At 73.3% G+C, this 26,614-nt stretch carries 26 protein-coding genes and 3 tRNA genes; 14 read left to right on the forward strand and 15 right to left on the reverse strand.

Annotated features, from left to right (window positions below):
* The first annotated feature begins 11 nt into the window (after positions 1–11).
* A complete protein-coding gene (locus tag KW076_RS00845; protein ID WP_224355752.1) occupies positions 12–479 on the forward strand; it encodes a hypothetical protein in 468 nt (155 codons plus the stop codon).
* A 178-nt stretch (positions 480–657) separates the two neighbouring features.
* On the opposite strand, the gene KW076_RS00850 is transcribed toward KW076_RS00845, so the two are convergent.
* Complete coding sequence (locus KW076_RS00850; RefSeq protein ID WP_224355753.1) at positions 658–1,947, reverse strand: adenylosuccinate synthase; 1,290 nt, start codon at positions 1,945–1,947, stop codon at positions 658–660.
* A gap of 153 nt (positions 1,948–2,100) precedes the next feature.
* On the opposite strand from KW076_RS00850, the gene KW076_RS00855 reads away from it, so the two are divergent.
* Complete coding sequence (locus KW076_RS00855) at positions 2,101–2,661, forward strand: hypothetical protein (protein ID WP_224355754.1); 561 nt, start codon at positions 2,101–2,103, stop codon at positions 2,659–2,661.
* 184 nt (positions 2,662–2,845) lie between these two features.
* Here KW076_RS00855 and KW076_RS00860 read toward each other — a convergent pair whose 3' ends face one another.
* Positions 2,846–3,487 carry a thymidine kinase gene (locus KW076_RS00860; protein ID WP_224355755.1) on the reverse strand — a complete coding sequence of 214 codons (642 nt, stop codon included), beginning with the start codon at positions 3,485–3,487 and terminating at the stop codon, positions 2,846–2,848.
* Between the two features lie 30 nt (positions 3,488–3,517).
* Positions 3,518–3,949, reverse strand: coding sequence for a DUF3151 domain-containing protein (locus KW076_RS00865; protein WP_224355756.1), 432 nt, complete (start codon positions 3,947–3,949; stop codon positions 3,518–3,520).
* A gap of 194 nt (positions 3,950–4,143) precedes the next feature.
* On the opposite strand from KW076_RS00865, the gene KW076_RS00870 reads away from it, so the two are divergent.
* Positions 4,144–5,373, forward strand: a complete 1,230-nt coding sequence (locus KW076_RS00870) for a hypothetical protein (RefSeq protein WP_224355757.1) — start codon at positions 4,144–4,146, stop codon at positions 5,371–5,373.
* Between the two features lie 82 nt (positions 5,374–5,455).
* On the opposite strand, the gene fbaA is transcribed toward KW076_RS00870, so the two are convergent.
* Positions 5,456–6,478 carry a class II fructose-bisphosphate aldolase gene (fbaA, locus tag KW076_RS00875; protein WP_224355758.1) on the reverse strand — a complete coding sequence of 341 codons (1,023 nt, stop codon included), beginning with the start codon at positions 6,476–6,478 and terminating at the stop codon, positions 5,456–5,458.
* 187 nt (positions 6,479–6,665) lie between these two features.
* Between fbaA and KW076_RS00880 the strand changes: the two genes are divergently transcribed.
* A complete protein-coding gene (locus KW076_RS00880; protein ID WP_224355759.1) occupies positions 6,666–7,535 on the forward strand; it encodes an SMP-30/gluconolactonase/LRE family protein in 870 nt (289 codons plus the stop codon).
* Between the two features lie 89 nt (positions 7,536–7,624).
* Here KW076_RS00880 and KW076_RS00885 read toward each other — a convergent pair whose 3' ends face one another.
* Together KW076_RS00885 and KW076_RS00890 are read right to left on the reverse strand one after the other, a co-directional pair.
* The gene (locus tag KW076_RS00885; protein ID WP_224355760.1) at positions 7,625–8,272 is read right to left on the reverse strand and encodes a TrmH family RNA methyltransferase; all 648 of its coding nucleotides are present in this window, start codon (positions 8,270–8,272) and stop codon (positions 7,625–7,627) included.
* Positions 8,273–8,334: 62 nt separating this feature from the next.
* Positions 8,335–8,700: a hypothetical protein gene (locus tag KW076_RS00890; protein WP_224355761.1), complete on the reverse strand. Its 366-nt coding sequence runs from the start codon at positions 8,698–8,700 to the stop codon at positions 8,335–8,337.
* 146 nt (positions 8,701–8,846) lie between these two features.
* On the opposite strand from KW076_RS00890, the gene KW076_RS00895 reads away from it, so the two are divergent.
* Entirely contained in the window at positions 8,847–9,920 is a 1,074-nt protein-coding gene (locus KW076_RS00895) for a magnesium and cobalt transport protein CorA (RefSeq protein WP_224355762.1), read from the forward strand.
* A gap of 127 nt (positions 9,921–10,047) precedes the next feature.
* Here the strand turns inward: KW076_RS00895 and pyrE are convergent, their stop codons facing one another.
* Positions 10,048–10,635 (reverse strand): orotate phosphoribosyltransferase, encoded by a 588-nt coding sequence (gene pyrE / locus KW076_RS00900; RefSeq protein WP_224355763.1) that lies wholly within the window; start codon positions 10,633–10,635, stop codon positions 10,048–10,050.
* A gap of 60 nt (positions 10,636–10,695) precedes the next feature.
* Here pyrE and KW076_RS00905 point away from each other — a divergent pair, with 60 nt between their 5' ends.
* The 4 genes from KW076_RS00905 to KW076_RS00920 are packed head-to-tail and all read left to right on the forward strand — an operon-like array spanning position 10,696 to position 13,792.
* Complete coding sequence (locus KW076_RS00905; protein ID WP_224355765.1) at positions 10,696–11,166, forward strand: MarR family winged helix-turn-helix transcriptional regulator; 471 nt, start codon at positions 10,696–10,698, stop codon at positions 11,164–11,166.
* 16 nt (positions 11,167–11,182) lie between these two features.
* Entirely contained in the window at positions 11,183–12,040 is an 858-nt protein-coding gene (nadE, locus tag KW076_RS00910) for an NAD(+) synthase (RefSeq protein WP_224355767.1), read from the forward strand.
* Positions 12,041–12,074: 34 nt separating this feature from the next.
* Positions 12,075–12,902 carry an exodeoxyribonuclease III gene (locus tag KW076_RS00915; protein WP_224355768.1) on the forward strand — a complete coding sequence of 276 codons (828 nt, stop codon included), beginning with the start codon at positions 12,075–12,077 and terminating at the stop codon, positions 12,900–12,902.
* A gap of 2 nt (positions 12,903–12,904) precedes the next feature.
* Positions 12,905–13,792: a DUF8083 family protein gene (locus KW076_RS00920; protein WP_224355769.1), complete on the forward strand. Its 888-nt coding sequence runs from the start codon at positions 12,905–12,907 to the stop codon at positions 13,790–13,792.
* Positions 13,793–13,825: 33 nt separating this feature from the next.
* Here KW076_RS00920 and KW076_RS00925 read toward each other — a convergent pair whose 3' ends face one another.
* Complete coding sequence (locus tag KW076_RS00925; RefSeq protein ID WP_224355771.1) at positions 13,826–14,404, reverse strand: nitroreductase family protein; 579 nt, start codon at positions 14,402–14,404, stop codon at positions 13,826–13,828.
* Between the two features lie 60 nt (positions 14,405–14,464).
* Between KW076_RS00925 and KW076_RS00930 the strand changes: the two genes are divergently transcribed.
* The 4 genes from KW076_RS00930 to KW076_RS00945 all read left to right on the forward strand — a co-directional run bounded on the left by KW076_RS00930 (position 14,465) and on the right by KW076_RS00945 (position 20,894).
* Entirely contained in the window at positions 14,465–15,790 is a 1,326-nt protein-coding gene (locus tag KW076_RS00930; protein ID WP_224355772.1) for an MFS transporter, read from the forward strand.
* Positions 15,791–15,816: 26 nt separating this feature from the next.
* Entirely contained in the window at positions 15,817–17,613 is a 1,797-nt protein-coding gene (locus KW076_RS00935; RefSeq protein WP_224355773.1) for a glycoside hydrolase family 13 protein, read from the forward strand.
* Positions 17,614–17,787: 174 nt separating this feature from the next.
* Complete coding sequence (locus KW076_RS00940; RefSeq protein WP_224355774.1) at positions 17,788–19,251, forward strand: amino acid permease; 1,464 nt, start codon at positions 17,788–17,790, stop codon at positions 19,249–19,251.
* 164 nt (positions 19,252–19,415) lie between these two features.
* On the forward strand, positions 19,416–20,894 hold the full coding sequence (locus KW076_RS00945; RefSeq protein WP_224355775.1) for an amino acid permease: 1,479 nt from the start codon (positions 19,416–19,418) through the stop codon (positions 20,892–20,894).
* A gap of 113 nt (positions 20,895–21,007) precedes the next feature.
* Here KW076_RS00945 and KW076_RS00950 read toward each other — a convergent pair whose 3' ends face one another.
* From KW076_RS00950 to KW076_RS00965, 4 genes are all read right to left on the reverse strand, one after another.
* Entirely contained in the window at positions 21,008–22,903 is a 1,896-nt protein-coding gene (locus tag KW076_RS00950) for a BCCT family transporter (protein ID WP_224355776.1), read from the reverse strand.
* A 181-nt stretch (positions 22,904–23,084) separates the two neighbouring features.
* A tRNA-Phe gene (locus KW076_RS00955) sits at positions 23,085–23,157 on the reverse strand.
* Positions 23,158–23,234: 77 nt separating this feature from the next.
* A tRNA-Asp gene (locus tag KW076_RS00960) sits at positions 23,235–23,308 on the reverse strand.
* Positions 23,309–23,436: 128 nt separating this feature from the next.
* A tRNA-Glu gene (locus tag KW076_RS00965) sits at positions 23,437–23,509 on the reverse strand.
* A gap of 99 nt (positions 23,510–23,608) precedes the next feature.
* Between KW076_RS00965 and KW076_RS00970 the strand changes: the two genes are divergently transcribed.
* Positions 23,609–23,962, forward strand: a complete 354-nt coding sequence (locus KW076_RS00970; protein WP_224355777.1) for a metallopeptidase family protein — start codon at positions 23,609–23,611, stop codon at positions 23,960–23,962.
* Between the two features lie 63 nt (positions 23,963–24,025).
* Here the strand turns inward: KW076_RS00970 and KW076_RS00975 are convergent, their stop codons facing one another.
* The 3 genes from KW076_RS00975 to KW076_RS00985 all read right to left on the reverse strand — a co-directional run bounded on the left by KW076_RS00975 (position 24,026) and on the right by KW076_RS00985 (position 26,608).
* Positions 24,026–25,003: a universal stress protein gene (locus tag KW076_RS00975; protein WP_224355778.1), complete on the reverse strand. Its 978-nt coding sequence runs from the start codon at positions 25,001–25,003 to the stop codon at positions 24,026–24,028.
* A 129-nt stretch (positions 25,004–25,132) separates the two neighbouring features.
* Positions 25,133–25,984 carry a spermidine synthase gene (locus tag KW076_RS00980; protein WP_224355779.1) on the reverse strand — a complete coding sequence of 284 codons (852 nt, stop codon included), beginning with the start codon at positions 25,982–25,984 and terminating at the stop codon, positions 25,133–25,135.
* Positions 25,985–26,095: 111 nt separating this feature from the next.
* The gene (locus tag KW076_RS00985; RefSeq protein WP_224355780.1) at positions 26,096–26,608 is read right to left on the reverse strand and encodes a GNAT family N-acetyltransferase; all 513 of its coding nucleotides are present in this window, start codon (positions 26,606–26,608) and stop codon (positions 26,096–26,098) included.
* Positions 26,609–26,614: the final 6 nt, after the last annotated feature.

Genomic DNA, 26,614 nt, shown 5'->3' on the forward strand with positions numbered 1-26,614 from the left:
AGGAGGGCCGCATGGACATCCCGACGCGCCGGTCCGCCGTCGCCCTGGCCGCGGCCGGAGCCGCCCTGCTCGCCGGGTGCGCGGCTCCCACGCCGGAGATCACCGTGGTCGACGACGCCGGCACCCGCCTCTTCCTCGCGGCCTCACCCTGGGAGCAGCGTGAGGGCGAGTCGAGGGGTCTGCTCACCGGCACACTCGAGGTGAGTGAGGGCGGCTGTCTGGTGGTGGACGACGGCGCGGTCGGCGTACCCGACCACACCTCCCTCCCCCTCGCCTTCCCGTCCGGCAGCACCCTGGTGCGCGAGAGCGACCGCGTCACGGGTGTCCGTGCTCCGGACGGCGCGACCGTCCTGCTGGGCGACTCCCGCGGCTGGACGGGCGGGCGGGTCCTCGTCGACGACCTCGAGCGGGACGCGCGGGACGCCCTCACGCAGTGCACCACGGAGCAGGCCGTGTTCGTGCCGCTTGCGGAGGGCTGAGGACGCTGGAGGCCGAGGCGCCCCCGTCCCGCCCTGCCGCCCGGAGAACGGGACGCCCAGGGCGCCGTCGGGACCAAACGAAACGGGCCCCGGTCCGGGAGATCACTCCCGGACCGGGGCCGTTTCCCGAACGAAAGCGCGGCGACACGCCGCCGTTTCCCGAACGAAAGCGTCCGGTTCAGTCCTCGATGAGGCCCCGCACCTGCACGACTTCGTCGCGGCCCGGGCCCACGCCGATCGCGGAGATCCGGCAGCCGGAGAGCTTCTCGAGGGCCTCCACGTAGCGCTGGGCGTTCAGCGGCAGATCCGTGAACGCGCGGGCGCCGGAGATGTCCTCGGTCCAGCCGTCGAAGTGCTCGAAGATCGGCTTGGCGTGGTGGAACTCGGTCTGGGTCATGGGCATGCGGTCGTGGCGCACGCCGTCCACCTCGTAGGCCACGCACACGGGGATCTTCTCGATGCCGGTGAGCACGTCCAGCTTGGTCAGGAAGTAGTCCGTGAACCCGTTGACGCGGGCCGCGTAGTGGGCCAGGACGGCGTCGTACCAGCCGGTGCGGCGGGGGCGGCCCGTGTTCACGCCGAACTCGCCGCCGGTCATGCGCAGCTGCTCGCCCATCTCGTCGAAGAGCTCGGTGGGGAACGGGCCGGCGCCCACGCGGGTGGTGTAGGCCTTCACGATGCCGATGGTGCGGGAGAACCGGGTCGGTCCGATGCCCGCGCCCACGGACGCGCCGCCGGCCGTGGGGTTCGACGACGTCACGAACGGGTAGGTGCCGTGGTCCACGTCGAGGAAGGTGGCCTGGCCGCCCTCCATGAGCACGACCTTGCCCTCGTCCAGGGCGTCGTTGAGGAGGTTCACGGAGTCCACCACCATGGGGCGCAGCCGGTCCGCGTAGCCCAGGAAGTACTCGGCGATCTCGTCCACGGTGACGGCGCGGCGGTTGTAGAGCTTCACCAGGAGCTCGTTCTTCTGCCGCAGGGCGCCCTCGATCTTCTGGCGCAGGATCGACTCGTCGAAGATATCCTGCACGCGGATGCCCAGGCGGGCCACCTTGTCCATGTAGGTGGGGCCGATGCCGCGGCCGGTGGTGCCGATGGCGCGCTTGCCCAGGAACCGCTCGGTGACCTTGTCCATGGTCTGGTGGTACGGGGCCACGAGGTGCGCGTTGGCGGAGATCTTGAGGTTCGCGCAGGAGTGGCCGCGGGCCTCGAGCCCGTCGATCTCCTCGAAGAGGGCCTCCAGGTTGATCACCACGCCGTTGCCGATCAGCGGCACCGCGTTCGGGGACAGGATGCCGGCGGGCAGGAGCTTCAGCTCGAACTTCTCCCCGTTGACGACGACGGTGTGCCCGGCGTTGTTGCCGCCGTTGGGCTTCACGACGTAGTCCACGCGGCCGCCCAGCAGGTCGGTGGCCTTGCCCTTGCCCTCGTCGCCCCACTGGGCGCCGACGATCGCGATCGCTGGCATGCTGCATCTCTCCTCTTGGGGCCGCGGCGCTCGACCGCGCGGTCCCGCACATGGAAAACGCCCCCTTGCGTGCGCACGGAGGCCGTACCCCCGAATCCTACCAGCGTGACCTGGGACACCCTCCTGGGTGAGGGCTGCGCCTAGGCTGGGGGCATGGCCGTGCCGCACCCCGTGATGCCTCCGCCCGGAACACCCCTCCCCCACCAGCTGCGCCCCGCGGGCCCGTCCGTCGGGACGCCCCGCTGGCTGCCCGCGGTCCTCTGGATCGTCGCTTTCGCGCTCCTGCCGCTGTGCGTGATCGTGGGGCGCTTCGCCACGGAGAACGGCGGCTGGCTGCTGTTCACCTACATCATGTTCGGGTGGATGGTCCAGGGCGGCCTCGGCGTCCTGGCGGCGGCGTCGCTGTTCCTGCTGCCCCGCGTGAACCCGCCGGTGGAGCGCCGGGCCGGGGTGCGCACCGGCGTCGTGGTGCACCTCCTGCTGGGCGCGTCCTGGCTGACGGGCCTGCTCGGCATGCTGGCGTTCGGCGACTACGGGGACGCCCCCGGCTCCGAGACCGCGCCGGCCCCGCTGGTCGACCTCTACGGGATGGACCGGGCGGTGGAGATCGGCGACGCCGTGGGGCCGCCCCTCGTGGGCATCAGCCTCCTGACCGGCCTGGCCGCGGTGGTGCTGGTCGTGGTCCGGAGGCTGGCCGCCGCCGTCCGCAGCTGAGTCCTCCCCGGCCTGAACCGGACGCGGCGAAGGGCCCCGGGTTCGCCGTCCGGGGCCCTTCGCCTGTCATCACTCGCACCTGCATCGCTCGCACCTTCGATGAGGTGCCTTCAGCGTACGAACCCTCCTTGGGGGAACTGGGGGAAGAGCCTGGCAGTCCCCTGGCAATCGCGACTCCGGGCTCTCATCCGAGCCGGCCACCGGACTCCTCCAGGTAGCACGCCGCGCACAGGGACTCGTAGGTGACCTCGACCCCGTCGATGGCCACCTGGTCCCCCTCGAACACGAAGCGCGAGCGCCCCGTGGCCGCGTCCACGACCTTGCGGGTGTTCAGCACGGCCTTGCGCCCGCACCGGCAGATGGTCTTGAGCTCCTCGAGCGAGTGCGCCAGCTCCAGCAGCCGCGCCGAGCCCGGGAACGAGTGCGTGCGGAAGTCCGTGCGCAGCCCATAGGCCATCACGGGGACGTCCTCCAGGACGGCGATCCGCAGCAGGTCGTCCACCTGGCCGGCCTCCAGGAACTGCGCCTCGTCCACCAGCAGGCATGCCACCGGCGGCGCGTCCACGTGGTCCACGAGGGCGTCGGGGTCGTCGCCGGCGGCATGCGCGCGGAACAGGGCCAGCACATCCGCCCCGGCGGGCACCAGGAAGTCCACGGCCCGGGTGACCCCCAGGCGCGAGACGACGGCGGCGTCGCCCTTGGTGTCCACGGCCGGCTTGGCCAGCAGGACCCGCTGCCCGCGCTCCTCGTAGTTGAAGGCGGCCTGCAGCAGGCCCGTGGACTTGCCGGAGTTCATGGCTCCGTAGCGGAAGTACAGCTTGGCCATCGGGGTTCTCCGGGGGACGACGCGCGGCGCTCAGGCCTGCGCGGCCTCGATCTGCTGGGCGGCGGTGGGGTCGGAGTCCTTGAGGAAGGTGCGGATGCGGTCCACCTCGGCGGACTCCCCGATCCCGGCGGCCGCGCGGCCCAGCGCGTACAGGGCGCGCAGGAAGCCGCGGTTGGGCTCGTGGGACCACGGCACGGGGCCGGCCCCGCGCCAGCCGGCGCGGCGCAGGGCGTCCAGGCCGCGGTGGTAGCCCACCCGGGAGTAGGCGTAGGAGTCCACGGCGCGGCCCTCGGACCAGGCGTCCTCGGCCATGAGCGCCCACACCAGGGAGGACTCGGGCGCCAGGGGGACGAGGTCCTCGGGGAGGTCGCCGGCGTCGAGGCGGGCGAGGACCTCCGGCTCCTCGGGGAGGAGCGTTGCCGGGGGCTCCATGAGGTTCTTGCCGATCAGGGACTCGGACATGGCTGCGCCTCTTCCTGCCCGCGAGGGGGCGGATCGGGGGGCCGGGACGGGCCCGGCGGGGTCGCGGCGAGTCTATCGAGGGCCCGGGATCGGTGCCGCGTCGTCCAGGCTCGTCCGGTACCGTGGCCCTCGCGTGTGTCCGGCGGCGGAAGGCCGTCCGCCCGGGCCCGCACGCCAGCCGAAGGAGCCCCCGCATGACCCACCCGACGTCCGCGCCGCACCGCGCCGCCGCCGCGCTCGGCGCCGCCGCCCTCGCCCTGACCCTCGCCGGCTGCTCCGACTCCGGCCAGCCGAGCCCCGCGAGCTCCACCTCCACCGCCACCGCCGCCGCGGGCTCCTCGGCCTCCGCCACCGGCGACCCGCAGAGCCCGGCCTCCGCCGCGGCCTCCGAGATCCGCGCCGCGCGCGCCTCGGAGAAGGCCGACGGCTCCGAGCGCCCGCAGCCCCGCGAGGCCCTCGAGACCCAGGGCCCCGGCATCACCTCGGGCGCGGCCTCCGCGGGCTGGAAGTCCGTGGCCGCCCGCTACAACGACACGGTCTCCGTGATGGACTGCACCCAGGACGTGCTGGACCAGACCACGCTCGACGCCGTGGCCACCCACATCCCGGTGGCCAACGACATCGGCATCGTGCAGCTCTTCGCCTCCCGGGACCAGACGCACGAGTTCCTCACCTGCCAGTACCAGGGCTCCTCGAGCCGCTCCGAGGGCGCCCCGCTGGTGATGGTCCACTACCAGCACAACCTCGACGGCAGGCGCCTGGAGTGGTGCCGGCCCGAGGCGCCCGTCATGGCGGACGAGTACTCGTACGACGAGTCGACCCGGAAGGGCCTGCTCGCCCTGCTGCGCCCCGGCATGGTCGGCGGCGCGGACGGCGCCCCCCTGCTCCCCCAGCGCACCGCGTGGGCCTGCAACGAGGACGGCACCCAGCTGGTCTCCGTCACCTTCGGCGCGATGAAGGGCTACGGCTCCGTGAACGAGGGCCTCACGCAGGTGACGAACTCGCCGATCGCCAACAGCACCACGCTGGCCACGCAGGCCCGCGACCACCTGGCCGACACGGTGCTGAAGGACCCGTCCGACTTCCAGGCGGACATCGAGACCAGCTCCCCGTTCTTCCTGAACGCCCAGACGGACCAGGAGACCCTCGACAAGGCGAAGGGCCTGCCCACCGGGATCATCCCGCAGGACCAGCTCTCCGACCAGTCCACGATCGACCGGCCCGAGGGCGCACCCGAGCCCGTGGCCCCCGGCCAGCCTCCGCGCCCGTTCGTGGGCGCCGCCCGCGACGCCGCCGAGTCCGCGGCCGCTGAGTCCGCGGCCTCGTCCTCCGGCTCGGACTCCGCGTCCCCCTCGGACGACGGCGACGGCAACCCCGTGGTCAGCGAGAGCGGCACCCCCTCGCCCTCCAACACGACGGACTGACCCGCCCGGGCCCGTCCCGGACACGACGACGGCCGGCCGCCTCCCGGAGGAGGCGACCGGCCGTCGTCGTGCGTGGGGGGCGTCAGCCGATGGACTTGCCGGCGGCGTTGAGCTCCTGGCAGGCCTGGACCACGCGGGCGGCCATGCCGTCCTCGGCCTTGGCGCCCCAGACGCGGGGGTCGTACATCTTCTTGTTGCCGACCTCGCCGTCGACCTTGAGGACGCCGTCGTAGTTCTCGAACATGTGGCCGGCCACGGGACGGGAGAACGCGTACTGCGTGTCCGTGTCCACGTTCATCTTCACGACACCGTAGGAGACCGAGTCGGCGATCTCCTGGGCGGCGGAGCCGGAGCCGCCGTGGAACACCAGGTCGAACGGGCGCTGCCTGCCGAACTTCTCGCCCACGGCCTGCTGGATGTCCTGCAGGATCTGCGGGCGCAGCTTCACGCCGCCCGGCTTGTACACGCCGTGCACGTTGCCGAAGGTCAGGGCGGTCAGGTAACGGCCGTTCTCGCCCAGACCCAGGGCCTCGATCGTCGCGATGCCGTCCTCGACGGTGGTGTACAGCTTGTCGTTGATCTCGTTCGCGACGCCGTCCTCCTCACCGCCGACGACGCCGATCTCCACCTCGAGGATCTGCTTGTTGGCGTGGGTGCGGGCCAGGAGCTCCTGGGCGATGCGCAGGTTCTCCTCGAGGGTCTCCGCGGAGCCGTCCCACATGTGGGAGTTGAAGAGCGGGTCGCGGCCGGCCTTGACCTCGGCCTCCGAGGCGTCGAGCAGGGGCTTCACGAAGCCGTCCAGCTTGTCCTTGGGGCAGTGGTCCGTGTGCAGGGCGATGTTCACGGAGTACTTCTTGGCGACCTCGCGGGCGAACGCGGCCATGGCCAGGGAGCCGGCGACCATGTCCTTCACGGAGGAGCCGGAGAAGTAGGCGGCGCCGCCGGTGGAGACCTGGATGATGCCGTCGGAGCCGGCCTCCGCGAAGCCGCGGACAGCGGCGTTCAGCGTCTGGGAGGAGGTGACGTTGATGGCCGGGTAGGCGAACGCGCCGTTCTTGGCCGCGTCGATCATCTCGGCGTACTTGTCCGGGGAGGCGATGGGCATGCGGGTGTGCTCCTGACTCGCGAGGCGTCGGTTTCTGTTGCTCAGGCGGCATGCTGCACACGTGCACAGCAGCGCCGCCGTGCCGGTCCTCATCGTAGCCGCCGCCCGGGCGGCTGGCCCGGGACCGCCGTCGCCTGCGGCGCCTAGGATCCTGGGCAGGACGCCCCCGACGACGAAGGAGCCCGCGATGCGCGCCGACCAGGTCACCGACCCCCTCTGCTACCACGGCGAAGGCCCCGTCTGGGCCGAGTCCTGGGGCGGGCTGCGCTGGGTCGACATGCTCGCCGGCGACGTGCTCTCCCTCGGCGCGGACGGCGGGGTGACCCGCCGGAACGTCGATCCGAAGGTGTGCGCGGTGGTGCGCCCGCGCGTCGGCGGCGGGGCCGTGTTCGCGGTGGAGCGCGGCTTCGCGCTGGAGGACCCGGACGGCACCCTGCACCGCCTGCCCCCGCTGTGGGACGACGCCGCCGGGCTGCGCATGAACGAGGGCGGCTGCGACCCCGACGGGCGCTTCTACGCCGGCTCCATGGCCTACGCCAAGACGCCCGGGGCGGCGTCGCTGCACCGGCTCAGCCCCGCCCCGGAAGGCGGCGCGGGCGAGGTGGACGTGGTGCTCGAGGGCGTGACCACGTCCAACGGCCTGGCCTGGTCCCCGGACGGCTCCCTGGCCTACTACGACGACACCCCCACGCGGCAGGTCGCGGTGTTCGACTACAGCCGCGAGGAGGGCCTGACGAACCGCCGCGTGCTCGTGGACGTGCTCGACGGCGAGGGCAAGCCGGACGGCCTGTGCGTGGACGCCGAGGGCGGCATCTGGGTGGCGGTGATCAGCCACGGGCGGATCCACCGGTACACCCCGGAGGGCGTGCTGGACGAGGTGGTCGAGGTGCCCGTGCAGAAGACCACGGCCTGCACCTTCGGCGGGGACGACCTCGGCACCCTCTACATCACCACCTCCTGGGAGGGCATGGAGCGCGGCGAGGACCCCCTGGCCGGCGCGCTGTTCTCCGTGCGGCCCGGCGTGGCCGGCCTGCCCACGCTGCCCTTCGCCGGCTGAGCCGCCCACGGCGCCCCCACGCCTTCGTTCACGAAACGGACGGCGCGTCGAGCGCATTCGTGCGTGAAACGGACGGCTCCGCGCCCGCCTCACACCGGCGCCGGACCCCCGTGCTGCCGGATCCAGGCGTGCATCGCGATGCCCGCGGCCACGCCCGCGTTGATCGACCGGGTGGAGCCGTACTGGGCGATCGAGAGCACCGCCTCGCTCGCCGCCCGCACCTCCTCGGAGAGGCCCGGCCCCTCCTGCCCGAACACCAGCACGCAGGCACGCGGGAAGTCGAAGGTCTCCACCGGCACGGACTCCGGGAACAGGTCCACGCCCAGCACCGGCAGGCCCTCCCCCGCCGCCCAGGCGGTGAACGCCTCCACCGTCTCGTGGTGATGCACGTGGAGGTACCGGTCCGTCACCATGGCCCCGCGCCGGTTCCAGCGCCGCCGCCCGATGATGTGCACGCCTGCCGCGTTGAACGCGTTGGCAGTGCGCACGACGGTGCCGATGTTCAGGTCGTGCTGCCAGTTCTCGATGGCCACGTGGAACGGATGCCGAGTGCGGTCCAGGTCCGCGACGATCGCTTCCACGGTCCAGTACCGGTAGCGGTCGGCCACGTTGCGGCGGTCCCCGTCGCGCAGCAGCGCCGGGTCGTACCGCGGGTCCTCGGGCCAGGGGCCCTCCCACGGGGGCGCGCCGACCTCACGTCCGACCTCCCGGGCGTCGACGCCCTCCCCCGACCCCACGGCGCCCCCGGCCTCCGAGGCGGAGGCGGGGGCGCCGTCGTCGTGCGCGGGACGCTCCGGGCTCAGCGGCGACCGTCCTTGCGGTCCACGGCGGCGTACGCGGCGCCGGCCGAGGCGGCGGCCACGGACAGCACTGACGGCCACGCGCCGATCTTCTTGGCCAGCGGGTGGGACGCGCCGAAGCCGCCCAGGTACAGGGCGCCGAGCGTGCCGGCGACGGCGGGGCCGCCCTTGGCCGCCCAGGTGCGGCCCGCGTACAGGCCGGCCGCGCCGAGGACGACGCCGCCGAGCCAGCGGATGCCGGTCTCGCGGGCGACGAGGTAGCCGCCGACCAGGCCGAGCGCGGCGATCGGGGCCGTGGTGACGGCGTCGGCGGGGAGGAGGGTCTTGCCGTCGCGGGCGACGGGGGTGCTGGTGTCCTTGCTCATGGGGCCACGGTACGTCCGCAGGCTGGGTGCGCGCCCGACGTCGCGGCCGCGGGGGCTTTCGGGGCGGGACACGCCGCTTCCTCTCCGGGTGATGCGGCGTGTCCCGTCCGCACAGTGCCAGGGGGCGGCTCGGGCACAATGTCCCGGTGACCCTGATCGATAACGCCGTGTACGTGGACGGCCGCCGAGTCTTCGCCCCGACCTCCCTCTCCGACACCTGGGACGCCATCGAGCGCACCGGCGGGATGGCCTGGCTGGGCCTCTACCGCCCCCACCCGGACGAGCTGCAGGAGGTCGCCGACGAGCTGCCCCTGCACCCGCTCGCCGTGGAGGACGCCCTGACCCCCGGCCAGCGCGCCAAGCTCGAGCGCTACGGGGACGACTGGTTCATGGTGCTGCACCCGGCCCGGTACATCGACGCCACCGAGACCGTGGAGTTCGGCGAGCTGGACGTGTTCACCGGCAAGGACTACGTGGTCACCGTGCGCCACGCCGAGGAGCCGGACCTCGCGGACATCCGCGCCGGCATGGAGCAGCGGCACACGGACCGCCTGGCCCAGGGCCCCTCCCAGGTGGCCTTCGAGATCCTCGACCACGTGGTGGACGCCTACTTCCCCGTGGCCGAGGGCCTGGAGCAGGACATCCGGGAGATCGAGGACCAGATCTTCTCCGGCGACGCCGCCGTCTCCCGCCGCATCTACGAGCTCTCCCGCGAGATCATCGGCTTCGAGCGCGCCACCCGCCCGCTGCCGCGGATGATCGAGCAGCTCCAGGAGGACATGCGCGCCCGCCTGGGCGACGCCGCCAACGGGTCCCACGCCTCCCACCTCGAGGCCCCCGAGCCGGAGCCGGGCGAGGAGGAGCGCGCCGAGCTCGTCGAGACCCTGCGCGCCCTCCGCGACATCCACGACCACGCCGTGCAGGTCACCGACCGCGTGGCCGCGATGCGCCAGATGCTGGAGAACGCCCTGGAACTGGACTCCACCCTTGCCTCCAAGCGGCTGGCGGAGCAGTCGATCGCGCAGAACGAGCAGGTCAAGAGGATCTCGTCCTGGGCGGCCATCATCTTCGCGCCGCAGCTGATCGGCTCGGTCTACGGCATGAACTTCCAGCACATGCCCGAGCTCGAGTGGCCGCTGGGCTACCCGTGGGCGCTCGGCCTCATGCTGGGCGTGGCCGTGGCGCTGTACGCGCTGTTCAAGAAGGCCGACTGGCTCTGAGGCCCGGCCCGGCCCCCGACACCGCTTTCGCTCAGAAGAACGTCGCTACCTTCCCACACGGACGGGATGGTAGCGACGTCTTGTCTCGCGAAAGTGCGGGGCGGGGTCGGCGGGCCGGGGCCCCGGCTCAGTCGAGGTCGAGCTCGTCCTTGCCGAACGCGTACAGGTAGGGGACGCCGGCCTCCTCGGCCACGCGCTCGGCGGCGCCGGTGGCGCGGTCCACGATCACGGCCACGGCCTGCACGTCGCCGCCGGCCTTGCGCACGCCCTCCACGGCGGTCAGCGCGGAGCCGCCGGTGGTGGAGGTGTCCTCCAGCACGACGACGCGGCGCCCCTCGACCCCGGGGCCCTCGACCTGGCGGCCCATGCCGTAGGACTTCTGCGCCTTGCGCACCACGAACGCGTCCAGCGCGCGGCCCTGGGCGCCGGCCTGGTGCATCATCGCGGTGGCCACGGGGTCGGCGCCCATGGTGAGGCCGCCCATGGTCTCGAACTCGATGCCGTTCTCCTCCAGCAGCCGCAGCATGACGCGGCCGATCAGCGGGGCCGCCTCGTGGTGGAGGGTCACGCGGCGCAGGTCCACGTAGTAGTCGGCCTCGGCGCCGGAGGACAGCGTCACGCGGCCGTGCACCACGGCCAGCTCCTTGATGAGCTCGCGCAGGCGTTCGCGGTCCTGCTCGGGAGTGGGGGCGACGGAGGTGTGCTCGGCGGTCATGCGCCCAGCGTAACGGCCAGCCCCTGTCCCTGCGCCGAGGCGCGGGGCTAGCCTCGGCCCATGACGGACAACACCCAGACCCCGGAGAACCGGCAGACCCAGGCCCCGCGGAGGGACTCCCATCCGTCCGGCCTGCCCCTGTCCCACTGGCTGACCGTGGCCGAGGGCCTGCTGGCCGCCCGCGTCGCCGCGTCCCTCGAGGAGCACGGCCTGACCCGCGCCCAGTGGCAGTCCCTGAACGCGCTCACGGCGGCACCGCTGAGCGCCGCCGAGATCGGGGCGGGCTTCGAACCGGAGGTGCGCGGCGCCGTCGTCGAGCAGCTGGACGAGCTGGTGGACGCCGGCTGGGTGACCGTGGAGGGCGACCTGTTCACCCTCACGTCCACCGGGCGCACGGCGGGCGAGCGCGTGGGCGAGGCCGTGGAGCGGCTCCGCGGGGAGGCGACGGCGGACCTGCCCGCCGAGCACTACGAGGTCACCGTCGCCACGCTGCGCACGATCGCCCGCAACCTGGGGCATCCGGATGCCTGAGCCCTACGCTGGGGCCATGCGTGAACTCCAGCAGCAGATCATCGCCGAGATGGGCGTGCGGCCCGAGGTCGACCCGGCCGCCGAGGTCGAGGCGCGCGTCCGGTTCCTGGTGGACTACCTGGAGGCCACGGGTGCGTCCGGGTTCGTGCTGGGGATCTCGGGCGGCGTGGACTCCACCACGGCCGGGCGGCTGGCGCAGCTGGCGGTGGAGCGGCGTCGCGCGGAGCTGGGCACCGAGGCGGGGGACGACGCCGCCCCCTCCCGCGAGAACCCACGGTTCACCGCGGTGCGCCTGCCGTACAGGGTGCAGGCGGACGAGGCCGACGCGACCGCGGCCATGGACTTCGTGGGCGCCGACGGGCGCGTCACGCTGAACATCGCGGAGGCCGTCGCCGGGATGGCCTCGGCGTTCCAGGAGGCCACGGGAGAGCCGATCTCCGACTACAACCAGGGCAACGTCAAGGCCCGCATGCGCATGGTGGCGCAGTACGCGATCGCCGGGGCGCACGGTCAGCTGGTGATCGGCACCGACCACGCGGCCGAGTCCATCACCGGGTTCTTCACCAAGTTCGGCGACGGCGGTGCGGACGTCCTGCCGCTGGCCGGCCTGGACAAGCGGCAGGTCCGCGCCGTCGCGAAGGAGCTGGGCGCCCCCGAGCACCTGTGGGCGAAGGTCCCCACCGCGGACCTGCTGGACGGCAGCCCCGGCCGCGCCGACGAGGACGAGCTCGGCCTGAGCTACGAGCACATCGACGACTACCTCGAGGGACGGGAGATCCCGGAGGAGGCCGCCGAGAAGCTCGAGGGCGTCTGGCGGCGCTCCCGCCACAAGCGCACCACCCCGGTCACGATCCACGACGACTGGTGGCGCTGAGCCGGCCGTCCTCCCCCTCGGCTAGCCTGGCCGGGTGAAGATCGCCACCTGGAACGTGAACTCCCTCCGTGCCCGCGCCGACCGCGTGGAGGCCTTCCTCGACCGGCAGGACGTGGACGTCCTGGCCATCCAGGAGACCAAGTGCCGGGACGAGAACTTCCCCTGGGAGCTCTTCGAGCGTGCCGGCTACGAGGTCGCCCACAACGGCACCTCGCAGTGGAACGGCGTGGCCATCGCCTCCCGCGTCGGCCTGAGCGACGTGCAGCGCGGCTTCCCCGGCCAGCCGCACTTCGGCAAGGGCGGCGTGGACCCGCAGGAGGAGTCCCGCGCCATCGGGGCGACCGTGGGCGCCGAGGCGGCCGACGGCGTCGCCCCGGTGCGCCTGTGGAGCCTGTACGTGCCCAACGGGCGCGGCCTGGAGAACGAGCACATGGGCTACAAGCTCGAGTGGCTGCGCGTGCTCCAGGAGCACGCGGCCGCTCGCCTCGCCGAGGACCCGGACACCCGGCTCGCCCTGACCGGCGACTGGAACATCGCTCCGCAGGACGAGGACGTGTGGGACATCGAGCTGTTCCAGCGCGAGGGCTACACGCACGTCTCCCCGGCCGAGCGCGCGGCGTTCCACGCGTTCGAGGACGCCGGGCTGGTGGACGTGGTGCGCCCGCGCCACCCCGGCCCCGGCGTGTACACGTACTGGGACTACACGGGCCTGGCCTTCCCCAAGAAGAAGGGCATGCGCATCGACTTCCAGCTGTGCTCGCCCGCCCTCGCGCGGACGGTCACGGACGCCTGGATCGACCGTGAGGAGCGCAAGGGCAAGGGCGCCTCGGACCACGCCCCGGTGATCGTCGAGCTCGGCTGAGCGTGCGCACCGCCGCCGCGAACCTCCGCGTCTTCCAGCCGCTGTCCGCGTACCCGGACGCGGTGGCCGCGCGCATGGTGGCCGCCGCCCACCGCACCCGCGCGGAGGTGGAGGCGGAGGCGGCCGAGCGCGCTCGGCGTCGTCTGCTGCGCCTGCCCGCCGACCCCTTCCCCGCCCCCGGGGAGGACGACCTGGTGCGCGTGCTGGAGCGGGGCGGCTCCGCGTTCTACTGCCCCGACGAGCTCGCGCTGCGCATGGAGATGGCCGCCGAGATGCTGGAGGCGTCCGCCCCGGAGGCCCTCTACGCCGCCGCCGTGCCCGCCGCCGCCCGGGCCATGAACCGCGGCCGCGCCCTCGTGGCCCTGGAGGACGAGTGGGGGCTCTCCCCCGACCCCGACGCCCCCGCGCCGGACGACCCCCAGGACGCCGCGCACCAGGACCAGGACGCCGACGCCGGCACCCACCGCCTCCAGACCCGCACCTCCCTGTGGGGCGTGCCTCACGCGTGGCTGGCGGCGTTCGACCCGGAGGAGCCCGCGCGTCGGCTGGTGGACGGGGAGGACGTGGCGTACCGGCGCACCCCCGTGGCCGAGGCCGTGGAGCGCGTGGGCCACGCCGCGGCCGTGCTGGCCGGCGCCGCCCCGGACGCCGAGCTGCTCGGTGAGCTGGCCGTGATGATCCCCTGGCTGCAGGCCTTCCACCCGGACGCCGTGCTGGAGCTGGACTACGGCCGCGCCCTGACCTCGCTCGTCTGGCCGGACGACTCCGTGTTCGACCTCTGGACGCTGCTCGACGCCCTCGAGGAGGGCGACGAGGTGGGCGCGGGCATGGCCCAGGAGCGGCTCAACCGCCGCTGGGCGCGGGTGGGCATGCACGCCCACGACGGCTGAGGCGCACCGGGCCCGCCCCTCACGACCGGGCGCTCACGCCCGCGGCATCGTCCCCAGGAACGGTGCCGGGTCCAGGGCCGGCTTCCGGGACGCGGCGAGCTTGACCCGGTGCTCCGGGTCCACGTCCCCCACGTACAGCCAGCCCATGAGCAGCTCGTCGTCGGCCAGGCCGTGGGCGGCCCGCACCTGCGGGGCGTTCGCGTGGAGGCCGGAGCGCCACATCACGCCCCAGCCGGCCTGCCACAGGGCCAGCTCCAGCAGGTGCGCGGCGCCGGCGGCGGTGGCGTGCTGCTCCCACTCGGGAACCCCCGGGTGCGGGACGTGGCGGGCCACCACCGCGATCAGCAGCTCCGCCCGGTACGGCTTCTCGTTGCGCTCGCCCTCCGCCCGCTCGACGCCGGCCGCGGCGTCCAGGGCGGCGCCCAGCACGGCCCGGTCCTCCCCGCGCAGGGTGATCAGCCGCCACGGCCGCAGCGCCTTGTGGTCGGCCACGGGGGTGACGGCGACCAGCAGTCGGGCCAGCTCCTCATCCGACGGCGTGGTCGGGCCCACCTTGGACACGGAGCGGCGGGAGGCCATGGCCTGCAGGACGGGGTCGTCGAAGTGCTTCATGCAGACCATTGTGGCCGCCGTGCCCGCCGCGGTGTCCGAGGGCGGGGCTACGGTGGTCGGGTGAGCGCCGCCGACTCCCTGTACTCCCGCCTGGTCACGCGCGACCCCGAGGCCGAGGCGGCGCTGCCCGGGCAGGTCCGCCGGGACCTGCCCGCCAACGGCCTGCGCCTGGTGGGCGCGAACACGCTGCAGTCCTCCGGGGACCAGATCGTCGACGCCGGCACCGTGCTCCCCTGGCTGTTCGCCGTCCTCGGCGTGCCAGCCGGCCTCGCGGGCCTGCTCAAGCCGGTCCGGGAGTCCCTGTCCATGCTCCCGCAGGCGCTGCTCACCCCGGTCGTCCTGCGGGCCCGGCGCCGCACCCGCGTGTTCGCCGCCGGCGCGGCGGTGCAGGCGGCCGCGGTGGCCGTGATGGCGGCCGTCGCCGCCGTCGGGCACGGGGCGGGAGCCGGTGTCGTGATCCTGGCGGCGCTGGCGGTGTTCTCGCTGGGCCGCTGCCTGTGCTCGATCGCGTCGAAGGACGTGCAGGGGCGCACCGTGCCCAAGGGGCAGCGCGGGCAGCTCACCGGCTGGTCCACCACAGCCTCGGGGCTGGTGGCGATCACCCTGGGCCTGGGGATCCGCCTGCTCGGCGGGGACGCGCTCTCCGCCGGGCGGCTGGCCGGGCTGCTCGCGGGCGGCGCGCTGCTGTGGGTGGGCGTGGCCCTCGTGTACCTGCGCATCCGCGAGCCCCGCGAGGACCCGGAGGAGTCCGGCGGCGCCCACGACGACGCCGGCGCCGCGGCCGTGCTCCGCCGGTCCTGGGCGCTGCTGCGGGACGACCGCCCGTTCCGGAGCTTCGTGACCGTGCGGTCCATGCTGCTGGTGACCTCCCTGTCCCCGCCGTTCCTGGTGATGCTGGCCCTGCAGGCCGGCACGGACGCGCTGGCCGGCCTGGGCGGGTTCGTGATCGCCTCCGGGGTGGCCTCGCTGATCGGCGGGCGGCTCTTCGGCCGGGCCGCCGACCGGTCCAGCCGTCGGCTGATGGGGTCCACGGCCGGCGCGGCCTCCGCGGTGCTGGTGGCGGCGCTGGCCCTGACCTCCTGGCCTGGACTGCCGGCGTCGGCGGCGGGCGCGGTGCTGGTGGCGGCCTACTTCCTGGTGACGCTGCTGCACACCGGGGTGCGCACCGGGCGGAAGACCTACCTGGTGGACATGGCCTCCGGGGACACGCGCACCCTGTACACGGCCGTGTCCAACACGGCGATGGGCGTCATCCTGCTGGTGGTGGGCGCGGTGAGCTCGGCGATCGCCGCCGTGACCGTGCCCGGGGCCCTCCTGTTCCTGGCGGTGCTGGGCGTGGGCGGCGTCGTCGGCGGGGCGCGGCTGCCCGAGGTGTCCCAGGGCTGAGCGGGGCGCCGCCTAGGCTGGTCCCCATGACCACGCAGCGCCTGACCACCCCGCCCTCGGAAGCCCGCAACCGACCGGAGACCCCGTGGTGGGTGGACGCCGTCGTCTACCAGGTCTATCCGCGGTCCTTCGCGGACGGGGACGGCAACGGCATGGGCGACCTCCCGGGCGTCACCGCGAAGATCCCCTACCTGTCCCGGCTGGGCGTGGACGCGATCTGGCTCTCCCCGTTCTACCTGTCACCCCAGCACGACGCCGGCTACGACGTCGCGGACTACCGCACCGTGGATCCGCGCTTCGGCACGCTGGCGGACGCGGACGCGCTGATCGACGCCGCGCACGCCGCGGACATCCGCGTGATCGTGGACCTGGTGCCGAACCACACCTCCTCCGAGCACCCGTGGTTCCAGGCCGCCATGGCCGCCGGCCCCGGCTCCCGCGAGCGCGCCCGCTACCACTTCACCGAGGGTCGCGGCGAGCACGGCGAGCTGCCCCCGAGCAACTGGGAGTCCACGTTCGGCGGCGGCGCCTGGTCCCGCGTGACGGAGGCCGACGGCACCCCCGGCCAGTGGTACCTGCACCTGTTCGACACCACCCAGCCGGACCTGAACTGGGAGAACCCGGAGGTCCGCGAGGAGTTCGAGTCCATCCTGCGGTTCTGGCTGGACCGCGGCGTGGACGGGTTCCGGGTGGACGTGGCCCACGGGCTCGTCAAGAAGCCCGGCTACCCGGACGCCGACCACACCCGCATGGGCATGGTCACGGACGCCGGTGAGGATCAGGACCCGGACTTCGACGTCGACGCGTTCGAGCCGGCCATGCCGTTCCTCGACCAGGACGGCGTGCACGAGGTCTACCGGCAGTGGCGGCGGGTGCTGGACTCGTACCCGCACGAGCCGATGATGGTCGCCGAGGCGTGGGTGTCCCCGCTGCCGCGCACCTTCCGCTATGTCCGCCCCGGGGAGATGCACCAGGCGTTCAACTTCACCTACCTCATGGCGGGCTGGGACGCGGAGTCGCTGACGTCGGCGATCGACCGCTCCTTCACGGAGGCGGAGAAGGTCGGCGCGCCCAACACCTGGGTGCTCTCCAACCACGACACCGTGCGCCACACCTCCCGCTACGGCCTGTCCGACCCCACCGCCTACCCGGCGGGCATCACCGCCGAGGACGAGCAGCCGGACGAGGCCCTGGGCCGCCGTCGGGCGCGCGCCGCGGCCATGATCGAGCTGGCCCTGCCGGGCTCCGCGTACATCTACCAGGGTGACGAGCTCGGCCTGCCCGAACACACCACCCTGCCCGCGGAGCTGCGCGAGGACCCGTACTTCTTCCGCACCGGGGGCGCGGAACCCGGCCGCGACGGCTGCCGGATCCCCCTGCCCTGGGCCGCGGACGAGCCCGCGCTCGGGTTCAGCGGCCCCGACGCCGACGCCGCCCCGTGGCTGCCGCAGCCGGACTCGTTCCGCGTGCTGGCCGCAGACCGGCAGGTGGGCGTGGAGGGCTCGCACTTCGAGCTGTATCGCCACCTGCTGCAGATCCGCGCGGAGCTGGACCTGGGCACCGGCACGTTCGCGTGGTCCGCGGAGCACCACCGCCCGGAGCAGGGCGTGCTCGCGTTCACGGTGAGCTCGGGCGGGGGCCGCCACCTGGGGTCCGGCGTGCCCATCCCGGCCCGGACCGTGCTGGTCATGGCCAACATCGGCGACACCCCCGTCGCTCTGCCCGGGGACCACGTGCGGGCGCAGTTCTCGCTGCCCGAGTCCGAGGCCGTCGTGGACGACCGTCTCGCGCCCGACGCCGCGGCCTGGCTGCTGTTGCGCTGAGATCCACCGCCCCGTGGACATCCCGTCGTCACGCCTCGTGAGTGACGACGGGATGTCCGCCTGGACCGCCCCCGGCGGGCGAGCCGTCTCCGTTCGACGCGGGAATTGGCGCCGACGTGTGGGGCACGCCACCATAGCGTGTCATCCACCTCACTTCTCGAGCGGAGCACCCACGTGAACGCTTCCCCCTCCGGCGCCCATGCCGTCGACCACCCGCGCGACGACGCCGCGCATGCCGCGCAGTCACAGCTGCACCGCGGCCTCAGCCAGCGCCACATCATGTTCATCGCCCTCGGCACCGCGATCGGCACGGGCCTGTTCTACGGCTCCGCCGGCGGCATCCAGACCGCGGGCCCCGGCGTCATCCTGTCCTTCCTCATCGCCGGCTTCGCCGTGTACCTCGTGATGCGCGCCCTGGGCGAGATGACGCTGCGCGAGCCCGTCTCCGGCTCCTTCGCGGCCTACGCCTCGCGCTACCTCGGGCCCTTCGCCGGCTACGTGACCGGGTGGACCTTCGTGTTCGAGCTGGCCGTCGTGATCGTGGCGGACACCGCGGCCGTCACCAAGTACATGGCCTTCTGGTTCCCGGGCGTGCCCGCATGGGCGTGGGTCGCCGCGACCATCCTCGTGATCGGCCTCGTGAACCTCACCCACGTGGGCAACTTCGGCGAGGCCGAGTTCTGGCTGACCCTCATCAAGATCGGCGCCATCGTCGCCATGATCTTCGGCGGCCTCATCCTCATGTTCACCGGCGCCTCGTTCACCGACGGCACCCCCGCCGGCCTGCACAACCTGGTCGACCACGGCGGCTTCCTGCCCCACGGCTTCGGGGGTGTCCTGATCGCGCTGACCATCGTGACCTTCTCCTTCGGCGGCATCGAGACCCTCGGCGTGGCCGCGGGCGAGGCCAAGGACCCGGAGACGGCGCTGCCGAAGGCCATCAACACGGTCCCGGTGCGCATCCTGCTCTTCTACGTGCTCACCATGGTCGTCATCATGTCCCTGGTCCCGTGGAGCGCGGTGGACGGCAAGACCAGCCCGTTCGTGCAGATCTTCGAGGGCCTCGGAGTGCCGTTCGCGCCGCACATCCTCAACTTCGTGGTGCTCACCGCGGCGATCTCCGCCATCAACGCGTGCATCTACGCCTCGGGTCGCCTGCTCTACGCGATGGCCCACGACGGCCAGGCGCCCCGCGCCTTCACCCGCACCACCGCCAACGGCGTGCCGTGGCTGACCGTCGCCGTGATGCTGGGTGTCATGGTGCTCGGCGCCATCCTCATCACGGTGAACCCGGACGCGTTCGGCCTGATCGCCGGCGTCGCCTCGTTCGCCGTGGTGCTGACCTGGACCATGATCTTCCTGTCCCACCGCGCCATGCGGGCCCGCGTCAAGGAGGCCGGCGCCCCGCCGTCGGTGTACCCCATGCCGTTCGGGATCGTCGGCACCGTGCTCGGCCTCGCCTTCGTGGCGACCGTGGTCATCACCATGGCCACCATCCCGGAGTCCCGCCAGGCGCTGCTGATCGGCCTGGCCTGGGTCGTGGCCCTGACGGCCGCGTGGTTCGTCACCGGCGTGCGGAAGACCGCCGCCCTGCACGACCGCACGGGCCAGCTGCCCGTGGTGCACCGGCACCACTGAGCGCGACGGCGTCGCAGGTCGGAGGCCCTTCCCGCCGGGGAGGGCCTCCGACCGTCCTCGGACGAGGAGGGGGCGACGTCGTCCGCCGGAACGAACCGGGCCCAGACGACGACGCGCGGTACTGTGGCCCCGCTCTCGTCCCTTCCCCCTGGAGTGGAGACCCCGTGCAGTCCACCCCCGCCCCCGAGGCCCCCGCGCAGGCGCAGCTGCAACGCGGGCTGAACCCTCGGCACATCACCTTCATCGCGCTCGGCACCGCCGTCGGGACAGGCCTGTTCTACGGCTCCGCCGCGGGCATCCAGGCCGCGGGCCCCGGCGTCGTCCTGGCATTCATGCTGGCTGGCGCGGCCGTGTACCTGGTGATGCGCGCCCTCGGCGAGATGGCCGTCCGGGAGCCGATCTCCGGCTCCTTCGTCGCCTACGCGTCCCGCTACCTCGGCCCGTTCGCCGGATTCCTCACCGGCTGGACCTACGTGTTCGAGCTCGCGGTGGTGATCGTGGCGGACACGACCGCCGTCACCGTCTACATGGCCTTCTGGTACCCCGACGTCCCGGCGTGGGTGTGGGTGGCCGCCACCATGGTCGTGCTGGGCCTGATCAACGTCACCCACGTGGGCAGCTTCGGCGAGGCGGAGTTCTGGTTCTCCCTCATCAAGGTCCTGGCCATCGTGGGCATGATCTTCGGCGGCGTGATCCTCATGTTCTCCGGCGCGTCCTTCCAGGACGGCGTGACCCCCGGCCCCCACAACCTCGTGGAGCACGGCGGCTTCCTCCCGCACGGGCTCATGGGCGTCCTGACCGCCCTGACCATCGTGACGTTCTCCTTCGGCGGCACGGAGACCCTCGGCATCGCCGCGGGCGAGGCCGAGGACCCGGCGAGCGCCCTGCCCCGCGCCGTGAACACGGTGCCGGTGCGCATCCTCTTTTTCTACATCGGCTCCATGCTGGTGATCATGTCCCTGGTGCCGTGGACCACCGTGGACGGCGAGACCAGCCCGTTCGTGCAGATCTTCGAGACCCTCGGGGTGCCGTTCGCCCCGCACCTGCTGAACTTCGTGGTGCTCACCGCGGCGGTCTCCGCGATCAACGCGTGCATCTTCACCAACGCCCGCCTGCTGCACCACATGGCGCACGACGGGCACGCGCCCCGCGTCTTCACAGCCGTCACCCGCGGCGGCGTGCCGTGGGTGACCGTGGTGGCGATGCTGGGCGTGATGGCGGCCGGCGCCGTGTTCATGAGCGTGAAGGAGGACACCTTCGGGATCGTCGCCGGCGTGGCCACGTTCGCGGTGGTGTTCACCTGGGCCCTGATCCTGGCCTCCCACCTCGGCATGCGGCGGGCACTCGCGCGGCACGGCCAGGCACCGGGAGCGTTCCCGATGCCCGGTGGGCGGGTCGGCGCGTGGCTCGGCCTGGCCTTCGTGGCCGTGGTGGCCGGGACCATGGCGTTCGACCAGGGCGGCGCCGTCCTGGGCGCCCTCGGCGGCCCGGACGCCCTCCAGACCGCGCTCGCCCAGCCGTTCGTGATCGGCGTGCTCTGGCTGGCCGTGCTCGCGGCCGCGTGGGCGGTGCCCGCGGTGCGGCGCAGCGCCCACCGCCACGACCGCCACGGCACCCCGCCGCCCCTCACCTGGGACGTCTGAGACCGTCCCCCGCACGACGGCGGCCCGCCGCCTCCACGGGGAGGCGACGGGCCGTCGTCGTCCCCGGAGGCCCGGGGAGGGTGCTGGACGGGGCGACGTCAGCGGGCGGGGCGTCAGCGGGCGGTGGAGCCGCCGCGCGTCGTGTCCGGCCGCGCCGATGTGGCCGTGGCGTCCTCGTGCAGGCGGATCTCGTCGTCCGGGCCGGGGGAGGCCAGCCGTGCGATCGTGCGCTGGTGGTCACGGCTGAGCGAGGCCCACCACTGCGAGGCGGCCACGGGGCCGCCCTCGACGACCTCGTCGTCGTCCGTGTCCTTGCCGAGCCGGTCCTGGATGGAGGCCAGCATGGCCTGACGGCGGACCGCCTCCACGCGCGCGGCCGAGTAGCCGAGCGAGCGGAACGTGGCCACGCACATGACCAGCATGAGCACGGAGAACGGCAGGCCGATGGTGATGGCCAGCGTCTGGATGGCGGACAGGCCTCCCGCGGCGAGCAGGGCCGCCGCCATGAACGCAGTGGCGATCGCGAAGAAGATCTTGACGGCGGTCTTCGGGTTCACGTCGCCGCCCGTGGCCAGCATGCCCATCACGAGCGCGCCGGAGTCCGCGGAGGTGACGAAGAAGATGCCCGAGAGGATGATGGCGCCGATCACCAGCAGCAGGCCCGCCGGGAGCTGCTCCAGGACCTGGAAGAGGGCGGAGTTGGAGTCGATCGCGCCGTCGGCGCCCACCACGGAGGTGTAGCCGGCCGGGCGGACGGTCTCCAGCCAGATGGCGGTGCCGCCGAGGATGCCGAACCACACCACGCAGACGAGGGTGGGCACCAGCAGCACGCCCATCAGGAACTCGCGCACGGTGCGGCCGCGGGAGATGCGGGCGATGAAGATGCCCACGAACGGGGTCCAGGACATCCACCAGCCCCAGTAGTAGGCGGTCCATCCTGCCTGCCAGGCGTCGCCCTCGGCGCCGTAGAACGCGGAGACGTTCAGGGAGTCGGCGAAGAAGTTCTGCAGGTAGGCGCCGAACGACTGCACGGTCTCCTTCAGGAGGAAGGGGGTCGGGCCGACGAGCGCGATGAACAGCAGCAGCCCCGCGGCGAGCACGAGGTTGATGTTGGAGAGCCACTTCATGCCGCGCTCCACGCCGGAGACCACGGTGTACATGACCACGCAGGTCACCGCCGCGATCATGGCGTACTCGAGCCAGGGGGAGTCCGCGGGGACGATGCCCAGGGAGCGCAGTCCGGCGGCCATCTGCGTGACGCCGAGGCCGAGGGAGGTGGCCACGCCGAAGACGGTGCCGATCAGGGCGATGTTGTCGATCAGGTGCCCCCAGCCGCCGCGCACGCGCCGCTCGCCGAGCAGCGGCTCGAACGCCCAGCGCAGGGAGAGGGGGCGGCCGCGGCGGTGGATCGCCAGGCCCACGGCCACCCCCACGACGGCGTAGATCGCCCAGGGCTGCAGGCCCCAGTGGAGGAACGTGGTCGCCAGGGCGGACTGGGCCGCCTGGGCCTCGGTGGGATTGGCCGCGGCCAGATCCGGGCGGGGACTGGTGAAGTGCATGAGCGGCTCGGTCATGCCGAAGAAGACGAGGCCGATGCCCATGCCCGCCGCGAACAGCAGGGCGAACCAGGACATCGTGGAGAACTCAGGCTTCTCGTCGGGCTTGCCGAGCGTGATGGAGCCTTTGCGGGAGAACACGAGGTAGGCGCAGAACACCACGAAGGCGAACGCGACGATCGCGTACCACCAGGAGAAGTTCCGGATGATCGCGGCCTGGACGTCGCCGATGACGTCGGTCATCTGCGCGGGGAACGCGAGGGTCGCGACCACGAAGAGCAGGACGATCAGGGTGGAGGGCCAGAAGACCCAGGGCAACAGGCCCGCGTGGCCCCGGTCGGCCTGATCCGCGGTGGCGGGGGCCGGGTGCTTCACGTCGGGGTCGGGCCCGGTCCGGTGGGGGCGGTTCGCTGCCGGCGCATCGGCGTCGCGCCCCGCGGGGGCGGGTGTCATCGAAGGCGGAGTGTCGGTCATTCCATCGAAGTTACGGGGTCGACGTCGCCGCACGAACCGCTGATCGCCCCGGATCCCCCGGAATCACGTCAGTGGATGTGAGGGATCTCACGCCACCCGGCCCCGATCGGAGGTCGGAGGACGACGAAGGCCCCCGCAGCAGCGGGGGCCTTCGTGAGTGTGGCTCCGACCGGCGTCGATCCGGTGACCTTACGATTTTCAGTCGTACGCTCTACCAACTGAGCTACAGAGCCAGGCGATTCGCATCGCCGGGATCCTCGTGTCACCGGACTCCGTAGAACCGAAGAAACCGGTGATCGGATGATCCGAGCGACCCTGACGGGACTTGAACCCGCGACCTCCGCCGTGACAGGGCGGCGCGCTAACCAACTGCGCTACAGGGCCTTGTTCTGTTGTACGCCGCTCCGGATCTCTCCTTGCAACGAGTAGAGACTCTATCAGAGCGTCTGCGCGCCGTGCAAATCGACTCTCGCGCGTCCTCCGCAGACGCCGTGGAGCCGGCCTGCCGTGCGTACCCCCAACGGGATTCGAACCCGTGTCGCCGCCGTGAAAGGGCGGTGTCCTAGGCCTCTAGACGATGAGGGCGCGCCCGCCGGCGGACCGACGGACCCGTGAAGTCTATAGGGTGGGCGCACCCGACCGACACCCGCCGTCCGAACCCCAGGAGGCCCCGTGGAGACGTGGATGAGCGAGGAGGAGTTCGACGCCGCCGTCGACGCCGCCCTGCTGCGCATCCCGGACGAGCTCGCCCGGCTGCTCACCAACGTCGTGGTGATCGTCGAGGACGAGTACGAGCCGCAGCGCTGGGAGGACCCGGACACGGAGCTGTTCGGCGTGTTCGAGGGGTTCAGCCTGGCCGAGCGGGCCGAGGCGGCCTGGCAGCTGCCGGACCGGATCGTGATCTTCCGCGGCCCCCTCACCCGGCACTGCCGCAGCCGCGCGGAGCTCGAGCACGAGATCACCGTGACGGTGATGCACGAGGTGGGGCACTTCTTCGGGATCTCGGAGGAGCGCCTCCACGAGCTCGGCTGGGGCTGAACACGGCGGACGCCCGGCCCGTGGCGGGCCGGGCGTCCGGTGCGTCCGAGGGGCGGGGGCGGCTCAGACGCGCGGGTCGTCCTGGTCCACGACCGCGCCGAACTCGGCGCGGCGGCCGAGGCGGACGTCCTCACGGAAGGGCACGACCATCACCGGGCCCTTGGCGTGATTGGCCACGCCGGCGCTCGTGGAGCCCATCAGGGCGCCGCTGAACCCGCCCAGGCCCCGGGTACCCAGGACGGTCAGGCGCGCGGTGGCGGTCTGCTCCACCATCACGTCCACGGGCACGCCCGAGGCGAGCTCGGAGGTCACCTCCAGGCCGGGGAACTCGGAGGCCAGCCAGCGGGCGCCGTCCTCGAGACGCTCGCGCAGCTCCTGCTCGCGCGCCTCCTCGTCGAGGGAAACGGCCAGCCAGGCGGCGTTCGGGGAGATCGGGGGCAGCGCGGAGATCAGGTGCAGCGGCGCCTTCCGGGCCTGCGCCTCCTCCGCGGCCACCAGGGCGGCCGCCCGGCCCTGCTCGGAGCCGTCCACGCCGACGACGACGGGCGCCCCCGAGTCCGCCCGCGAGGCCTCCACGCCCGCCGGGATGATGGCCACGGGGCAGTGCGCGTGGCCCGGCAGCGCCGAGGACACCGAGCCCAGCAGGCGGCCGATGAACCCGCCGCGGCCGCGGCTGCCGGAGACCAGCAGCTCCGCCTGGGCGGAGAGGTCGATCAGCACGCCGGCGGCGTCGCCGACCTCCACGCGCAGCTCGGGGGCCACCCCGGCGGGGTCGAGCTTGCCGGCGACCTCCCTCAGGAGGGCCTCCACACCGGCGTGGAGGCGGCCGTCGTCGGTGAGGAGGCCGGCGCCGTCCGCGGCGTAGCCCCAGAACGCGGGGACGGTGTACGCGGTGGCGAGGGTCAGCGGGAGGTTCCGCAGGCCCGCTTCGCGCTGCGCCCAGCGGGCGGCGGAGATGGACTGGTCGGAGCCGTCCACGCCCACGAGCACGCCCAGCGGGGCCTCGGCGGGGAGGGTGGACGGGGTGGTCTCGGCGGACATGGCGGCCTCCTGACGTCGGGGGCTCCGGCCTCGTCGTCGGGACCGGAGGGTCGCCTCCAGCCTAGTCCGGCGTTTTCGTGCGTGAAACGGGCCGCGCGTCGGGCGCTTTCGTGCGCGCTGTGGACCCCGTCAGCCCTCGGCCGGGGTCACGAGTGGCGTCGCGTCCGGAGTGAGGCCGGCGGTGAAGGCGACGACGTCGTCGAGCAGCTGCGCCGGCAACGCGTCCGAACGCAGTGCCCGGGCCAGCGCGGACCGCCCCCCGAGCCCGTCCGCGGACAGCGGGGCGGACGACGCGGCGGCGATCACGTTCCCGCGTCGGCGGCCCTTGAGCATGGCCGGGTCCGCCATGACCTCCACGTGCGCGAACGTCTCGGTGAGGGCGGCGACCTCGCGGCGCACCGACGTCAGGTCCGGCCCGCCGCCGATGTTCAGCAGGTACACCCCGCCCGGGGTGAGCACACGGGCGGCGTGGGCGGCGGCGTCGAGGCCCGTGAGGTGGGCGGGGGTGACGTGGAGGGCGCCGGTGGGGTCGGCCGGGTCGGGGGCGAAGACATCCCGGAACACGACCTCACGGGTGGCGTCGCGGAGGCCGGCGAGCACCTCCCCCGCCTCGCCCACGCGGATCTTCAGCTGCGGGGCGCGGGGCAGGTCGAAGTGCTCGCGCGCGACGGCGGCCAGGCCGGCGTCGAGCTCCACGGCCAGCTGGTGCGAGGCCGGGTAGGTGTGCGTGACCCAGCGGGCGAAGGTGCAGCCGGCCCCGCCGAGGTGCAGGACGCGCAGACGCGCGTCCGGGGCGAAGCGGTGCGTGAGGACGGCCGCGGCCCAGCGCATGTACTCGAAGCCGAGGGTCTCCGGGCGGTCCGGGTTGAGCTGCGAGGACTCCACGCCGTTGACCTTGAGCAGGAACACGCCGTCCGTCCACGGGTCCGGGACGATCTCGGCCGTGCCGGAGCTGATGGGGAAGGTGCCGGGCGTGATCATGGACCGATTCTCCCGCGCCCCGGCCGGGCGGGGACTGTGCGGGCGGGACACGCCGGGCCGTCGTGGGCGGAAGCGGCGTGTCGCGCCCTGAGAACGAGGGTGGGCAGCGGGTCAGCGGCGGACCATGCGCTGCTCCCGCGCGTCGCCCCACGGGCCGCCGAGCACCGCCGGCTCGCCGACCGCCACGAAGCCGTGGCGCTCGTAGAACGCGATCGCCCGCTCGTTGCCGACGAGGACGTCGAGTCGGGCGGGCCGCCCGCCGACGGCCGCCCGCAGCAGCGCGGCCCCGAGGCCGGCGCCGTGGAGGCGGGCCCGGACATACAGCGCGATGAGCTCGCGCCCCTCGGGCCCCAGAGCGGGGTCGTCCGCCGGGCCCGCGGCCGCCATCCCGACGACGACGCCCGCTCCCTCCGCGAGCCAGACCTCCATCCCGGGCTCGCCCAGGAGCCGGGTCCACGCCTCGACCGCCCGGGGAAGCTCGGCCTCCTGGGCGGCGAGGAACCCGGGCTCCAGCAGATGCGCATAGGTCTCCCGCCAGGCCGCGTTCTTCATGGCGAGCACGGCGGGCAGGTCGTCGGCCCCGGCGGGGCGGACGGTCGGTGCCGGGGCGGACGGAGGGTTCACATCGCG

Source organism: Micrococcus porci (assembly GCF_020097155.1).
GTDB lineage: Bacteria > Actinomycetota > Actinomycetes > Actinomycetales > Micrococcaceae > Micrococcus > Micrococcus porci.

Bases quoted from the DNA above. Each gene is read 5' to 3' on its own strand.
- KW076_RS00905 (WP_224355765.1), top strand. From the start codon at position 10,696: ATGACGGACAACACCCAGACCCCGGAGAACCGGCAGACCCAGGCCCCG.
- nadE (WP_224355767.1), top strand. From the start codon at position 11,183: ATGCGTGAACTCCAGCAGCAGATCATCGCCGAGATGGGCGTGCGGCCC.
- KW076_RS00860 (WP_224355755.1), bottom strand. From the start codon at position 3,487: ATGGCCAAGCTGTACTTCCGCTACGGAGCCATGAACTCCGGCAAGTCC.
- KW076_RS00845 (WP_224355752.1), top strand. From the start codon at position 12: ATGGACATCCCGACGCGCCGGTCCGCCGTCGCCCTGGCCGCGGCCGGA.
- fbaA (WP_224355758.1), bottom strand. From the start codon at position 6,478: ATGCCCATCGCCTCCCCGGACAAGTACGCCGAGATGATCGACGCGGCC.
- KW076_RS00935 (WP_224355773.1), top strand. From the start codon at position 15,817: ATGACCACGCAGCGCCTGACCACCCCGCCCTCGGAAGCCCGCAACCGA.
- KW076_RS00855 (WP_224355754.1), top strand. From the start codon at position 2,101: ATGGCCGTGCCGCACCCCGTGATGCCTCCGCCCGGAACACCCCTCCCC.
- KW076_RS00970 (WP_224355777.1), top strand. From the start codon at position 23,609: ATGAGCGAGGAGGAGTTCGACGCCGCCGTCGACGCCGCCCTGCTGCGC.
- KW076_RS00870 (WP_224355757.1), top strand. From the start codon at position 4,144: ATGACCCACCCGACGTCCGCGCCGCACCGCGCCGCCGCCGCGCTCGGC.
- KW076_RS00980 (WP_224355779.1), bottom strand. From the start codon at position 25,984: ATGATCACGCCCGGCACCTTCCCCATCAGCTCCGGCACGGCCGAGATC.
- KW076_RS00880 (WP_224355759.1), top strand. From the start codon at position 6,666: ATGCGCGCCGACCAGGTCACCGACCCCCTCTGCTACCACGGCGAAGGC.
- KW076_RS00865 (WP_224355756.1), bottom strand. From the start codon at position 3,949: ATGTCCGAGTCCCTGATCGGCAAGAACCTCATGGAGCCCCCGGCAACG.
- KW076_RS00950 (WP_224355776.1), bottom strand. From the start codon at position 22,903: ATGACACCCGCCCCCGCGGGGCGCGACGCCGATGCGCCGGCAGCGAAC.
- KW076_RS00925 (WP_224355771.1), bottom strand. From the start codon at position 14,404: ATGAAGCACTTCGACGACCCCGTCCTGCAGGCCATGGCCTCCCGCCGC.
- KW076_RS00975 (WP_224355778.1), bottom strand. From the start codon at position 25,003: ATGTCCGCCGAGACCACCCCGTCCACCCTCCCCGCCGAGGCCCCGCTG.
- KW076_RS00890 (WP_224355761.1), bottom strand. From the start codon at position 8,700: ATGAGCAAGGACACCAGCACCCCCGTCGCCCGCGACGGCAAGACCCTC.
- pyrE (WP_224355763.1), bottom strand. From the start codon at position 10,635: ATGACCGCCGAGCACACCTCCGTCGCCCCCACTCCCGAGCAGGACCGC.
- KW076_RS00850 (WP_224355753.1), bottom strand. From the start codon at position 1,947: ATGCCAGCGATCGCGATCGTCGGCGCCCAGTGGGGCGACGAGGGCAAG.